This is a genomic window from Bacillus sp. S14(2024), assembly GCF_050473785.1.
GTDB classification, from domain to species: domain Bacteria; phylum Bacillota; class Bacilli; order Bacillales; family Bacillaceae_G; genus Bacillus_A; species Bacillus_A yunxiaonensis.
The window spans coordinates 2414817-2429037 of record NZ_JBFLUP010000006.1; the positions used below are offsets into that span (position 1 = coordinate 2414817).

Below are 14221 nucleotides of genomic sequence, written 5' to 3' on the forward strand. Positions count from 1 at the left end.
TCATGTAATTCATCATTAACTAACGTAAATCCACATTTTATGAATTACTATACCTCATCCATCCACTCTCAGATCGCTCCGCTTTATACTTACCGTAAGACAGAAGCTTCATCGCTGAACGGCTGGCTGCGTGAAAAACTAAGCTCAGCTTCCAATCCTCTTCCATTTCACAAGGATAAGCCGTGGACTCGTAAACATAATAAGCTGCCATGATGCAGGGGATTACTTGTTCTGACTCAAATTCATAAGTAGTTGTATCATCGACAATTAAATCAATGAAACATCGGTTTCCATCTTGAACTTTTTTCTGGAGTAACTTCTTTACCGGACCCGGTACTAACTCTAATATTTCATCCCTCATGGTAGTCATTTTTTTGGTCTTTCAGCACGAAGTACAGCATCATTTGTTGGGGTGTTAGGTACATAATTCCCATGACTGTCGATGCTGTGTGCTTCCTTATCGTAATGTCCATTGGCAGTACGTTTCTTTGTTGTAAACGGGTCTTGATTGTGTCCCATGATTGTCACCTCCAATAAGAATAGTATGTGCTAACAAGTGTGTATTTTGCCTAAAAGAAAGTTCACAAAAAGTGGAAACAAGGGTTGTGAATCTCATCAATTCATATTGTATTTACATTGAAAGAAACAATTTAATCTGTATCAAATTGTTCCTTTCGTACAAAATAGGTACAAACTAAAAAAGGAGGATTATTTATGACGAACCGAAATGATAACAGAGAACGTAAAAACAAATATCCTAATAATCTGAAAAACGAAACTGAATTCTCCAAAGATGTAAATATTAGAAGCGAAGTAACAAAAAAAGATTTAAATAAATAATGTTTTGAACCATTAGATATTGAAAAAGCTTGGATTCAATTAGATCCAAGCTTTTTCATATAACAAAAATCTAGTCATACTTAAAAAAAGAACGAATTTCATTTACCGTATTTTGGTAAAAATGAAAAAACAATTAAAAACATAAAGAAAAAGAATACACAACCCATTAAGACATAGTAAGAAGGATTACAAGTGATTCTAAATAAACAAAATATGCATTAAAAAATTATAGGATGGAACTATATTTCATGAAGGATGTATACATCATTATTGAATATAAAAAAGAGGGAGAGTTGCACCATGAAACTAACACCAGAGCAGCGTATTCAATTGCATGGATTTAATAATCTTACAAAATCATTAAGTTTTAATATGTATGATATTTGCTACACAAAAACAAGAGAAGAACGAGAAGCTTATATAGAATACATAGATGAACAATATAACGCAGATAGATTAACAAAAATTTTAAAAAACGTATCTGACATTATAGGTGCACACGTATTAAATGTAGCCAAACAAGACTACGTTCCACAAGGAGCAAGTGTAACAATTTTAGTTTCAGAAGGCCCAATTGTAGAAGTTCCAACTGAATCATTTAACGAATCACCTGGTCCTCTTCCTGGATCAGTCGTCATGCAGCTAGATAAGAGTCATATCACGGTTCATACGTATCCCGAATATCATCCTGATGAAGGAATCAGTACTTTTAGAGCAGATATTGATGTGTCTACATGCGGAGAAATCTCGCCTCTTAAAGCATTAAATTATTTAATTCATTCATTTGATACGGATATTATGACAATTGATTATCGAGTTCGTGGATTTACAAGAGATATAACAGGTAACAAATTATTTATTGACCACGAAATAAACTCCATCCAAAATTACATCCCAGAAAATGTAAAAAATATGTATGACATGATTGATGTTAACGTATATCAAGAACATATTTTTCATACGAAATGCAAACTAAAAGAATTTGACCTAAACAACTATTTGTTTGGATATACACAGGAAACATTATCTATAAACGAACAAGAGGAAATTACAAAGAAATTAAAATTGGAAATGGATGAAATATTTTATGGAAAAAATATGAATCATGGCTCAATTGAAGAAGGTTCAAACGAATAATATCAAAAGCAAAATTTCTTTTAGAAACTTCAATTACTAAAGAAAAACTAAAGAAAATCAAAAAAATAAATACGTACGCAAAAAATCAGGAAACAATCTCCTGTTTTTTTGCTGTTTAAGTATAGTATCTAAAGAAAGGTGTTTTTCATTTTTTGTCGAAATTGAAATTTGGTATATATCCAATAATGAAAGGGATAAAAAATGAAAAAATACGAGCAAATAATTTTATGGGTAGAACATATAAAAGAACGAAACCATAGCTCCGCAGCAGCACTTTTTATTATGAAAGACAATAAAGTTGTATTGGAGCACTATAGCGGAACTCATTCTAATATAAAAAATAGTCCTCCTATTACAGCAACTTCACAATTTAATGTTGCTTCTGCAAGAAAAAGTTATTTAGGGCTCGCGATTGCCTACGCACTTTATGAGGGGAAAATTAGAAATCTTGACGATTATGCTGTAGATTACTTTGAAGAATATGATAAAACTTTACTTGGTAAGACAACGTTAAGACATTTAGTAACACATTCTCACGGTTTACATATAAGTGAGAACGGAATCATGTATCGAGAGTTTGAACCAGGAGAAGAATGGGCTTATAGAGGCGTTAACATCGAAATGATGACACATCTAATTTATAAATTATATAATAAGAGTTTTCCAAAATTGCTGAGCGAACGAGTTTTTATACCTTCAGAGTTTAAAGAAACAGCCTGGCAAACAGAAGATCATGAAGATTTAGTAAAAGTAGTCATAAATCCAAATGAAGAAGCTGTATGTAAGATAGGGCTATCAGATGATGGAACAGAAACGAATCTTTTTGTCTCTGCTAGAGAATTTGCTTATTGGGGAAACCTTCACCTAAATAAAGGATATACGAATGGAAAACAAATCGTACCGAAAGAAGTCATTGAATTGGCAACACAAATACAAAGTCCTCATTATAAAAATAAAGATTTACCGCAAAACGGATTATTTTGGTATGTTCAACGTACACCAGCACTGCAAAGTGAAATAGGCGAAAGAGTTCCAGAAGGATCTTATCAAATATTAGGTGTGACAGGGCCGACAATTTTAGTAATTCCTGAATATAATGTCGTTGTCGCAAAGATGTATAACAAAAGATATAACTACGGAGGAGAGAATTACCTTTACTACTTACGAGAATTCAGCAATATAGTTGCCGATACATTTGCTCACTAAATGGTCATACAAACTGTTACTATAGGGGGCACCATATCAAAAAAAAGAAAATTGTACGTTTGGACACAATTTTTAACCAGTCCCCTGTACGTAAAGGAACCGGTTTATCAATTTAATACTTTTTTATAGGTTTTTTGTCTCGTAATGGCCATAATTTAATTAACTCCATTTAATTTTTCCATAATAAAGATGACATAATTCTAAACCTTAAAGGGAAAATTTTATTAATGAAAAGCTTTATGCAGTAAATTTTATAAAAAAGGTGATCGAATGGAATTGTCTAACGAAAGCAAAACTTATCATGCTGGAGATATTGTCTATGTTTTTTATCGCAATCCCCACACTCAGGATGTAGCAAATGTACAAGCCGCAGCTGTTGTAAATAACCCTAATACTCCTAATGAATTAGCATTGTTTCTTTATGAAACTTATTATCCACTTTCACATGAAATGGCTGTTTATTCTACAGAAGAAGAGGCAAACCAAGCTTACAACTACTATTATGGGGATGCTTCAGAAGGGATGCTAGAATGAATAATCCATTCATGCCTAAACTTGTATACTTTGAACCCAAAGCACTGGATTATCCATTAGGGAGAGAGCTTCATGAAAAATTTGCAAAGACGGATGTTGAAATTCGGCATACTACTTCTCATAATCAAGTGAGAGATCTCCCAGGAGAAAACGATTTTCAAAAGTATCGGGTAGCAAAATCTACTCTTGTCGTGGGCGTTAGAAAAACACTAAAATTTGATACCTCAAAGCCTTCAGCAGAGTATGCTATTCCGTTCGCAACAGGCTGTATGGGCCATTGTCATTATTGCTATTTACAAACAACAATGGGAAGTAAGCCATATATCCGTACCTATGTAAATGTCGACGAAATTCTAGAAGCTGCTGACAAATATATAGAGGCACGTGCACCTGAACTGACAAGGTTTGAAGCCTCCTGTACATCCGATATTGTGGGAATTGATCATTTGACTCATACTCTCAAACGCGCAATTGAGCATTTTGGAGAATCCGAGCATGGAAAATTGAGGTTTGTTACAAAATTTCATCATGTAGATCATTTACTTGATGCAAAGCATAATGGAAAAACAAGATTTCGGTTTAGTGTAAACGCTGATTATGTTATTAAAAATTTTGAGCCAGGAACTTCTCCACTAGCTAAAAGGATTGAGGCAGCTGGAAAAGTAGCAAGAGCAGGATATCCCCTCGGATTCATTGTTGCTCCTATTTATCTTCATGAAGGTTGGAAAGATGGATACTATCAGATGTTTGAGCGTCTTGATGCTGAATTACCCCCTGATGCACGTGATGATATCACGTTTGAATTTATTCAACATCGTTTTACAAAGCCTGCTAAGAGAGTGATTGAAAAAAATTATCCAATGACAAAATTGGAATTAGATGAAGAGAAAAGAAGATATAAATGGGGAAAATACGGAATTGGAAAATACATTTATCAAAAAGAAGAAGAAGAAGATATAAAGAATTATCTTTATTCTTATATGGAGAAGTTCTTTCCAAATGCAAAATTAGAATATTTCACATAGAAGAATACCAAGTCTGTTACAACAATATATAGGTGTTAGAAATAAACACTAGTTTATAACGCCACATTAAATGTACCTCAATTTAACCCCGTCGATTACTTACAAGAGGTTAAAGCAATTTTTTATATAAAAGGGTGATTTCCAAAAGTTAGTGAAACTAACTTTTGGGACAATCCCTTTTTTGTAAATTTACAAATAACGTTAATGTCTCTATTTCAAACTAAGAGAAACTGCATCTATAATGCTGTCCTTTTTGTTGAAGGATATAAAAGTGATGATGTTTTTGTATGAATTCTCAGATTAAAGATGAAATTCATTTGTTTGTTAAAGAATTTATATCAGGTATACCTAGTTAGTTATATTAGTACGAAATAACCTTTAATAAAATTATAAACCGTAAAGACAGTATATATTTGAATTAGTTTGGAAATAAAAATGAGGATGTAATTATTTTATATAGGGTGGTGTAATAATAATGGATTTACAGGCAGGGAAATTATATTGGAACACAACTTTTCCCAATCCACCTTCTTATCCTTGTTTAGAAAAAGATATAATTTGTGATGTTTTAATAATAGGTGCTGGCAGCTCAGGGGCTCAATCAGCATACTATTTATGTGATTCGGATTTAAGTGTGGTTGTAGTTGATAAACGGAAGGTTGGACATGGCAGTAACCTAACTAATACAGCGCTCATACAATATTTGGGTGATAAAATGTTTTTTGAGCTTGTTAATACATTTGGGGAAGAGTATACAGTAAAACATATGAAATTATGTGAAGAAGCAATTAATAATATTGAATTTGCAAATCAAAAATTACCTTTTGATTCTGATTTTATGCGACGTGATAGTTTATATTTTGCAAGCTATGAAGAGGATATTAGGAAATTAGAAAAAGAGCTTTATTACTTACAAAAGCATGGTTTTAAAGCAGATTGGTTATCAGAAAAACAAATTGGACAGAAATATCCATTTAAAAAACGTGCTGCCCTTTATACATATGAAGATGGTGAAATAAATCCCTATAAATTTACACATGGTTTATTAAAGCAAGCTTCTAATCAAGGAGTACAGATTTATGAAGATACTGAGATTGTTGGGAAAAAATTAGAAAAAGACTTCGCTACTTTTTATACCAAAAGTGGTAATTCCGTTACTGCCAAGAAAGTAATCGTAGCTGCAGGTTATGAAGGATTAGAATTTAAAAAAGAAAAGAATGCTACGCTAATTAGCTCGTATGCAATTGTCACTACCCCTGTTGAAGATTTTTCATCTTGGCATAAACGCACTCTCATATGGGAAACCGCTAGACCATATATATACATGCGAACTACAGCAGATAATCGAATTATTATAGGTGGTCTAGATGAAGATACAAACATTGCTGAAGAGAGAGATTCAAAATTAATCCATAATAAAGAAAAGCTATTACATGAATTCAATAAGCTCTTTCCTAATATTACAGTTAAACCTGAATTTTATTTAAGTGCCTTTTATGGTGGTACTCATGATGGTTTACCTATAATCGGAATGTATGAAGAATTTCCTAATTGTTATTTTATCTATGCGTATGGTGATAATGGGTTAGTTTATAGTATGGTACTTTCTAAAATTATCCGAGATGTAATTATAAAAGGTTCTAGTCCTAATTTAAATTTATACTTGCAGTCTAGACCGAAATTAAATAAATAGTAGCTCCACATATTTTCCACATAGCAGGAAAATACTAATACATGATTTAATACTTTAATTTCAAAGTATTAAATCATAATTACTAACTGCGATACTGGGAGGACGTTACTATGAATATTCGTGAAGGATTAATTCCAACTACACTAGGTACAGCAGTTACAGCTGCGGGTTATGCTCTTAAGCAAACTCGTGGGTCAAATAAGATGATTGCAAATACAGTATTTGGATTTGGTTTAGCTCACGTTGTTTTAGGTGTAATTGATCTTGTAGAACATCGTCGTTAGAAGATAGGGCAAGCATCTTTTGATGCTTGCCTTTTTAATATCGAAAGTGTTTATTAGCTTTTAATTTTGTTTATTTTATTAAAGTAATCCAAAAATTAGCTACATATGTATACAAAAAGGATTTTGTTATCCAGGTTAAAGGAATGGGCTCGTTCCTTTCAAAGGTTACCGACTGCCAAAGAAATATTAAAAAAGCCCAATATACCCGCTTTGTCCACTTTTTATGAAGCGTTAGTCAATTTGAAGTGAATCCAAAATGTAAGGCACTCTTTTTAAAATATATAAAAGAGAGTATTGTAGAAAAAATAATTAAGAAGCAATCATAATTACTTACTTAATCCGTTCCAATAAAAATCAACAATTTGTTGTGCTAAATCTTCTATATCAGGGATAAGGGGCTTTTGATCAACATCTTTGTAGTCTCCAACGTATAGTAAAGCAACAAAGGCGTGAGCACTTAAAAGCGTGTGCCTTTTAGGGATCTCCCCTTCTTGTATCGCTTTATCTATGGTTTGTGCCAATACTTCATACATTTTATCTTCTGCATCTTGCATTTGTTTTAAGTGCTTATCCGACAGGGAAATCTTTGCATCCCTCATAAAGCTTTTTATATCAATGTCCATTGTAGCCGTTAAATGGATTTTTGCAACATCAAGTAAGCGCTCTTTAAGAGGCTTATTTGTTGAAAGAATCGTATACATATTTTCTCTAATTCGAACCATCATTTGAACCATTGCATCAGTAAAAAGATCAGCCTTAGTAGCATAATAATAGTAAACGGTTGCCTTTGTCACATCACATTCTTTAGCAACATCATCCATAGAAACAATTTGATATCCTTTATTTAAAAATAAATTTGTAGCAATGTTTACAATTTTATCTTTTGTAGATATAGTATTTTTATTTTGACGTGGTCTTCCCAAGGGACGTTGTTTGTGTTCCAATTCTATTCGCTCCTGACTTTTCAAAGTTAAAAGTATTATAGCATATTCATATAATAGTTCTTGATTAATTAACCAACTAGTATATATAATTAATGGAAAGATTTAGTTAGAAAGGGGGATATTTATGAAAAAACATCCTCTATATACTTGGGGACAATTGGTTGGGGGACCAAAAGCAAGGTGGATTACTCTTTTGGTATGGGTCTTATTAACTTTGGTTTTATCATTTACATGGCCAGCAGTTAATACAGTTGAAGATGAGACGGCTCCAAACCTTCCTGAAAACGCTATGTCACAACAAGCTAATCGTTTAATTAAACAGGAGTTTCCTAATGATGCTGGAAACCCCGCGCTTATCGTTTGGCATAGAGACAAGGGTTTAGAAGCGAATGACTTTAAGGCAATTCAAGATACTTACAAACAGCTTAAAAACACACCATTAAAAGGTCAATCAATGTTACCGCCATTTGATACAATACCACAGCAAACATTAGCGAAGAGTGTTTCAGAAGATGGTACGTCTCTAGTAACCACTGTATTTTTTAACACAACAGCAGGGACGGATATTCTTCAAGAGAATATGAATGAATTGCAGCGTGTTATAAAGGATACTTTGGCAGATGATCCTTTTAAAAGAAAAATTTCTGATTCTGGTCTGCATGTTCGTCTCTCAGGGCCAGTTGGTATTCAGACTGATGCAGTAAGCTTATTCAGTCAGGCTGATATAAAGTTACTTGTTGCAACAGTGCTACTTGTTTTAGTTTTACTTATTCTTCTGTATCGCTCACCACTTTTAGGAATCTTACCTTTAATTGTAGTTGGGTTTGCTTATGGGGTAATTAGTCCAACTTTAGGATTTTTAGCAGATAAAGGATGGATTACTGCTGATGCACAAGGAATTTCAATTATGACTGTACTTTTATTTGGAGCTGGTACTGATTATTGTTTATTTCTTATTTCAAGATATAGAGAGTTTTTATTAGTAGAACAAAATAAATTTAAAGCTCTGCAACTTGCTATCAAAGAATCGGGTGGGGCAATTATCATGAGTGCTCTTACAGTAGTAGTTGGATTAGGTACCCTTTTACTTGCTCATATTGGTTCTTTCTATAGATTTGCAGTACCATTTAGTGTTGCTGTGTTCCTAATGGGGGTTGCCTCATTGACGCTTTTACCCGCATTACTAGCTATTTTGGGGAGAGTAGCATTTTTCCCATTCATTCCAAGAACAAAAGAAATGAATGAAGACTATGCTAAGAAAAAAAAGAAAACAATTAAGTTAAAGGAATCGAAAGGGTTCTTAAGTAAAAAACTTGGAGATCTTGTTATTCGTAAACCATGGACAATTATCCTGTTAACACTATTCTTATTAGTTGGGTTGGCTTCATTTGTTCCACGTGTCCAATATACGTATGATTTATTAGAATCATTTCCAAAAGATATGCCTTCACGTGAAGGATTTGATTTAATCTCTGATCATTTTTCACCTGGTGAGTTAGCACCTGTACAAATTGTTGTTGATACAAAAGGAAAAGATGTATCTGTCAAAGAAGAATTAACAAAACTTTCTTTTGTAGATCAAGTAACAGAACCAGTGCAAGGAAAACGGAATAATCAATTACAAATGTTTGAAGTTTCAATAAAAGATAATCCGTATTCTATTGAGGGGATGAATAAAATCCCCGAGTTAAGAAAAAGTTTAGAACAGGTAATGAAAAGCGCTGAAATAAGTGATGCTAATAATTACATATGGATTGGAGGAGAAACGGCTACATTATACGATACCAAACAAACAACTGAACGTGATCAAAATGTGATTATTCCTGTTATGATTGGTATTATTGCATTATTATTACTTGTTTATTTACGTTCTGTTGTGGCGATGATCTACTTAATTGTAACAGTGGTATTATCATTCTTCTCTGCATTAGGAGCAGGGTGGTTACTACTTCACGATGGTATGGATGCTCCTGCAATACAAGGGGCGATTCCTCTATATGCATTTGTGTTCTTGGTAGCATTAGGAGAGGACTATAACATATTTATGGTTTCTGAAATATGGAAAAACAAAAGAAGCCAGCCACACCTTGAAGCAGTCAAAAACGGGGTGGTTCAAACAGGTAGTGTTATTACGTCTGCTGGTTTAATCTTAGCAGGAACGTTTGCGGTTTTAGCTACACTTCCAATCCAAGTACTTGTTCAATTTGGTATTGTTACAGCAATAGGCGTACTACTAGATACATTCATTGTAAGACCACTTCTTGTCCCAGCCATTACAGTGGTTCTAGGACGATTCGCATTTTGGCCGGGTAAACTTTGGAAGAAAAAAGAGAGAACAAAAGTAGATGCTTGAGAATATTATAAAATTAAAAAACCAAGGAAAATTAATTTTCCTTGGTTTTTTATTAGAAATAAAATATGTATACAAAATAAAAGTAGTATCTAACATACTAATTATTTTCAAATTTTCGTTTTGAAGTGCTCTTTGTCTTCTATATCAGTTTCAGGCATTCCGTACAATCCATTCATGGCTTGTTCTACTGGTTGAAGTCCAGTTATTGTAGTCTCAGACTTTAAGTTTTTTGAGTTGTTACTCTTTTCTTTTTTAGAATGTGGAAAATTCATTTTTATACCTCCAAACACTAAATTTTTTAAAAATAAAAAGCGTATGAAAGAGTTTGGCAGATAAACAAATGTATTATCTGTCAATTGAATGAACAATTATTTGAGCTATTAATGAAATAGCATATACATAGTATGTTATCTTTTCTAGAAAATATGTAAGATGATATAGCAAGATTTTAATTTAGATGTGTATTTAGGCCTCACCCTATAAGTAAAAGTATCTATATTAGAAGGTACCTTGTCTAGTGCAATAAAATCGTATATATCTAAACATCAAAAAGACACTTATCAATGAAGTGTCTTTTTGATGCGAAAGAACAATAAAGTCATTTTTATATGAAAGATAATACTCTGTATTAATTTTTATTTCAATATCCGTATCTCGTGTAGCATTGTGGTTATAATAAACATCGTTAGACAATCATTGAAAAGAATTGAAGTAAAAAAAGAGAGGGAAGGATGATATGAAACATTCATCTGTTAATCCATGGCTTGTCGTCCTTGGTACAATCATTATACAAATGGGCCTTGGAACGATATATACATGGAGCTTATTCAATCAGCCTTTAGTGAGTAAATTTGGCTGGAATCTTCACGCTGTTGCGATAACCTTCTCAATCACTAGCTTTTCTTTATCATTTTCAACTTTGTTTGCGAGTAAATTACAAGAGAAATGGGGACTTCGCAAACTCATTATGATAGCTGGATTAGCCCTAGGAATTGGCTTAATGCTTAGCTCACAGGTTTCCTCATTACCAATGCTTTATTTACTAGCTGGTGTTGTTGTGGGTTACGCAGATGGTACAGCCTATATCACTTCACTTTCTAATTTAATAAAGTGGTTTCCAGAGCGTAAAGGTTTAATTGCTGGTATTTCTGTCTCCGCATATGGAACGGGTAGCCTAATTTTTAAATACATTAATGCAAAGTTAATTGATTCAGTTGGAGTATCACAAGCGTTTTTATATTGGGGCTTAATTGTCGCGGTTATGGTAGTGATAGGCGCGTGTTTTATACATCAAGCCGCAGAGCAGGATACAGTTCATAAAACAATGACTCATGACTATACAACAAGGGAAATGCTGCACACAAAAGAAGTTTATCTGTTATTTATCATGCTATTTACATCATGTATGAGTGGTTTATATTTAATAGGCATGGTAAAGGATATTGGTGTTCAACTCGTAGGACTTAGCGCGGCAACGGCAGCTAATGCTGTCGCTATGGTTGCAATCTTTAATACGGTTGGTCGAATTATATTGGGGCCGTTGTCAGATAAAATCGGCCGTTTAAAAATTGTCTCGGCAACTTTTGTTATTATAGCTATGTCTGTTTTTGTGCTCAGTTTTCTGAACTTAAATTATGGTATCTATTTCGCCTGTGTAGCAAGCGTTGCTTTTTGCTTTGGTGGAAATATCACCATTTTCCCAGCCATTGTTGGTGATTTCTTTGGTCTAAAAAATCATAGTAAAAACTACGGAATCGTGTATCAAGGTTTTGGTTTTGGAGCACTCGCAGGTTCCTTTATTGGAGCAATTCTAGGTGGATTTAAGCCAACTTTTATGGTAATTGGCGCACTGTGTATTGTGTCATTTATTATCTCTATTTTGATTCGACCACCTAATCAGCAAAATGAAAAACAAAAGATTGATCGCAGAGCAGCGTGAGCATGTTTAATTTTTATTTCATTCCAAAGAAGCTCATTTAAAGTTTAAAGACAAAAGAAGAGGGATTTGCTTTTCATTAGAAAAGCAAATCCCTCTTCTTTATTCTCACTTATAAATATATATGATTTTTAAATTTAATTAATGTGAGTTCACATACTCTCTAGATTTTAATATTTTACACCCTTTTTCCTACATAAAAATCTTAGCTAGGGCCTGGTCCGCATTGATATACGCAAAAATAAACTTCTGGATTTACATCATTACACTCAAAAAAGGCGTATCCTTCAGAATTTACATCAGCTAATTCATTGATAATGGCATCTACACATTTTATTTTCATTATCTTTTAAGTCTTCAAATAGGAATAGAGCCGAATCAGTTTCATTTTACTCTTCAACTTTTAAAGCTTATTGTATTTTTCAATTCAATCTATATATTAAAATTTACCGAAATATATTATTATTATTTTAATAGATTGACTTTTATAACACCTATAATATTATAATAATCGTTGAAAGAGGAAGATTCTATGAAACAGAAAAAGATTTATAGTAAATTATTTGTTCCTATACTATCTCTATCACTGCTTTCAAATCTGTTTATCTGTACAACAGCTCAAGCAAATGGGTCAACAGAAACGAAGCAGGAAGTAGTCGTGGTATATAAAAACAACACTGGAAAGGAAAGAGTACTAGAAGACAGCATAAAAGTTGATCATGAATTCAAAACAGTTCCTGCAGTGTCTGCCACATTAACAACAAATAATATTCACGAACTAAAAAATGATCCCAATATTGCTTACGTTGAACCTAATGTGACATTTACAATTACGGGAAAAGAAGATGTAAAAGCAATGGTAAAAACAGCAGACTCTATTCCTTTTGAAGAGAGTCTTTGGAACTTCCAAACAGTAGACCCAAATGCGAAATCATTTAAACAAGGAATTACTGGAAAGGGAGTAAAGGTTGCAGTTATAGATACTGGGATTTATCCTCATCCTGATTTATCTATTGAAGGTGGTACTTCGACTGTTGATTATACACCTTCTTATACAGATGATAATGGACATGGTACACATGTTGCGGGGATTATAGGAGCTAAACATAATGGAATGGGGATTGTTGGAATTGCTCCTGACGTCCGTCTTTTTGCTGTAAAATCTTTAGACGGAACTGGGCGGGGGAATTTGGATGATGTATTAAAAGGAATTGATTGGTCAATTACAAATCATATGGATATTATTAATCTAAGTTTAGCAACTACATTTAACTCGCAAGCGTTGCATGACATGGTGGACAAAGCGAATAAAGAAGGTATTCTTTTAGTTGCTGCTGCAGGAAATGATGGCGAGGCAGTGAATTATCCTGCAAAGTTTGATAGTGTTATTGCAGTGTCTGCCATAGATGAAAACAAAAATATTACTTCTTTTTCTTCACGCGGGCCAGAAGTAGAGTTTACCGCTCCTGGTAACAATATAATAAGTACATATTTAGATGGATACTACGGTAAATTTAATGGTACATCACAAGCATCACCACATGTTGCGGCGATGCTCGCTTTACTAAAAGAAAAAAACCCTAACATGTCCAACTATGAGCTTCGAACAGAGCTTCAAAAATATGTTGAAGACTTAGGGGTAAAAGGCAGGGATCCATTATACGGATACGGATTAGTCAATTTCTCAGCATTCCAAGACTCAAAGACGAATTCTCAAATATTTTCTGATGTACCAACTACTCACTGGGCTTATCCAGCAATTATGGATCTAGTAAACAAAAAAATTGTATCTGGTTATGGTAATGGCAGGTTTGGTATGGGTGATCCAGTTACACGTGAACAAGTAGCGGCTCTTATTTATCGTGCATTAGAAATATCTCCAAAGGGAGAGTACCCTAATCCATACTATGATTTAAATAAAAATTCTACAATGTTTCTAAATGAAGTTTTAGCTCTTACAGAGATGAAGGTTTTCAATGGGGATGAACAAGGGAATTTTAGACCAAAAGATTCCTTAACTCGTGAGGAAATGGCGCAAGTACTTACGAACGCATTCAAATTAAAAAATAAAGGTCAGCAAAATTTTAACGATGTAAATCCTAATTCTTGGGCAAATGAAGCGATTAGCGCATTACAGTCAAATGGCATTTCAGCTGGTACAGGTGAGGGTAAGTTCGAACCGAAAATGATTGTAACACGTGAACAGTTCGCACAATTTTTATACAAGGCTATGAATTTATAACTAGACGATGGTGCAAACATTTCAGCC

Annotated in this window: 13 protein-coding genes and 2 pseudogenes; 11 read left to right on the top strand and 4 right to left on the bottom strand. The window is 33.5% G+C overall.

Features of this window, described 5'->3' with window-relative positions:
* Positions 1 to 37: 37 nt before the first annotated feature.
* Both AB1279_RS12570 and AB1279_RS12575 read right to left on the bottom strand, forming a co-directional pair.
* Entirely contained in the window at positions 38 to 361 is a 324-nt protein-coding gene (locus AB1279_RS12570) for a hypothetical protein (RefSeq protein ID WP_429761380.1), read from the bottom strand.
* A 5-nt stretch (positions 362 to 366) separates the two neighbouring features.
* On the bottom strand, positions 367 to 519 hold the full coding sequence (locus tag AB1279_RS12575) for a hypothetical protein (protein WP_429759088.1): 153 nt from the start codon (positions 517 to 519) through the stop codon (positions 367 to 369).
* Between the two features lie 195 nt (positions 520 to 714).
* Here AB1279_RS12575 and AB1279_RS12580 point away from each other — a divergent pair, with 195 nt between their 5' ends.
* From AB1279_RS12580 to AB1279_RS12610, 7 genes are all read left to right on the top strand, one after another.
* A complete protein-coding gene (locus AB1279_RS12580; protein ID WP_429749715.1) occupies positions 715 to 840 on the top strand; it encodes a hypothetical protein in 126 nt (41 codons plus the stop codon).
* 300 nt (positions 841 to 1140) lie between these two features.
* The gene (gene speD, locus AB1279_RS12585) at positions 1141 to 1977 is read left to right on the top strand and encodes an adenosylmethionine decarboxylase (protein ID WP_429759090.1); all 837 of its coding nucleotides are present in this window, start codon (positions 1141 to 1143) and stop codon (positions 1975 to 1977) included.
* 201 nt (positions 1978 to 2178) lie between these two features.
* Positions 2179 to 3183: a serine hydrolase domain-containing protein gene (locus AB1279_RS12590; RefSeq protein WP_429759092.1), complete on the top strand. Its 1005-nt coding sequence runs from the start codon at positions 2179 to 2181 to the stop codon at positions 3181 to 3183.
* 270 nt (positions 3184 to 3453) lie between these two features.
* Positions 3454 to 3717 (top strand): transcriptional regulator SplA domain-containing protein, encoded by a 264-nt coding sequence (locus AB1279_RS12595; protein ID WP_253629593.1) that lies wholly within the window; start codon positions 3454 to 3456, stop codon positions 3715 to 3717.
* Positions 3714 to 4742, top strand: coding sequence for a spore photoproduct lyase (gene splB / locus AB1279_RS12600; protein WP_336480683.1), 1029 nt, complete (start codon positions 3714 to 3716; stop codon positions 4740 to 4742). The genes AB1279_RS12595 and splB overlap by 4 nt, the downstream gene beginning before the upstream one ends.
* A 475-nt stretch (positions 4743 to 5217) precedes the next feature.
* Positions 5218 to 6435 carry an NAD(P)/FAD-dependent oxidoreductase gene (locus AB1279_RS12605; protein WP_429759094.1) on the top strand — a complete coding sequence of 406 codons (1218 nt, stop codon included), beginning with the start codon at positions 5218 to 5220 and terminating at the stop codon, positions 6433 to 6435.
* Between the two features lie 110 nt (positions 6436 to 6545).
* On the top strand, positions 6546 to 6719 hold the full coding sequence (locus AB1279_RS12610; RefSeq protein ID WP_001025956.1) for a hypothetical protein: 174 nt from the start codon (positions 6546 to 6548) through the stop codon (positions 6717 to 6719).
* A 326-nt stretch (positions 6720 to 7045) separates the two neighbouring features.
* Here AB1279_RS12610 and AB1279_RS12615 read toward each other — a convergent pair whose 3' ends face one another.
* Positions 7046 to 7663 (bottom strand): TetR/AcrR family transcriptional regulator, encoded by a 618-nt coding sequence (locus tag AB1279_RS12615; protein ID WP_336480679.1) that lies wholly within the window; start codon positions 7661 to 7663, stop codon positions 7046 to 7048.
* Positions 7664 to 7787: 124 nt separating this feature from the next.
* Between AB1279_RS12615 and AB1279_RS12620 the strand changes: the two genes are divergently transcribed.
* Positions 7788 to 10016 (top strand): MMPL family transporter, encoded by a 2229-nt coding sequence (locus tag AB1279_RS12620; RefSeq protein WP_429759095.1) that lies wholly within the window; start codon positions 7788 to 7790, stop codon positions 10014 to 10016.
* Between the two features lie 107 nt (positions 10017 to 10123).
* Here the strand turns inward: AB1279_RS12620 and AB1279_RS12625 are convergent, their stop codons facing one another.
* Positions 10124 to 10288: a DUF4021 family protein gene (locus tag AB1279_RS12625; protein WP_429749728.1), complete on the bottom strand. Its 165-nt coding sequence runs from the start codon at positions 10286 to 10288 to the stop codon at positions 10124 to 10126.
* 464 nt (positions 10289 to 10752) lie between these two features.
* On the opposite strand from AB1279_RS12625, the gene AB1279_RS12630 reads away from it, so the two are divergent.
* The 3 genes and pseudogenes from AB1279_RS12630 to AB1279_RS12640 all read left to right on the top strand — a co-directional run.
* A complete protein-coding gene (locus tag AB1279_RS12630; RefSeq protein ID WP_429759096.1) occupies positions 10753 to 11955 on the top strand; it encodes an L-lactate MFS transporter in 1203 nt (400 codons plus the stop codon).
* Positions 11956 to 12484: 529 nt separating this feature from the next.
* A pseudogene (locus AB1279_RS12635) lies at positions 12485 to 13612 on the top strand (S8 family peptidase); the annotation flags it as partial.
* A 42-nt stretch (positions 13613 to 13654) separates the two neighbouring features.
* A pseudogene (locus AB1279_RS12640) lies at positions 13655 to 14194 on the top strand (S-layer homology domain-containing protein); the annotation flags it as partial.
* Positions 14195 to 14221: the final 27 nt, after the last annotated feature.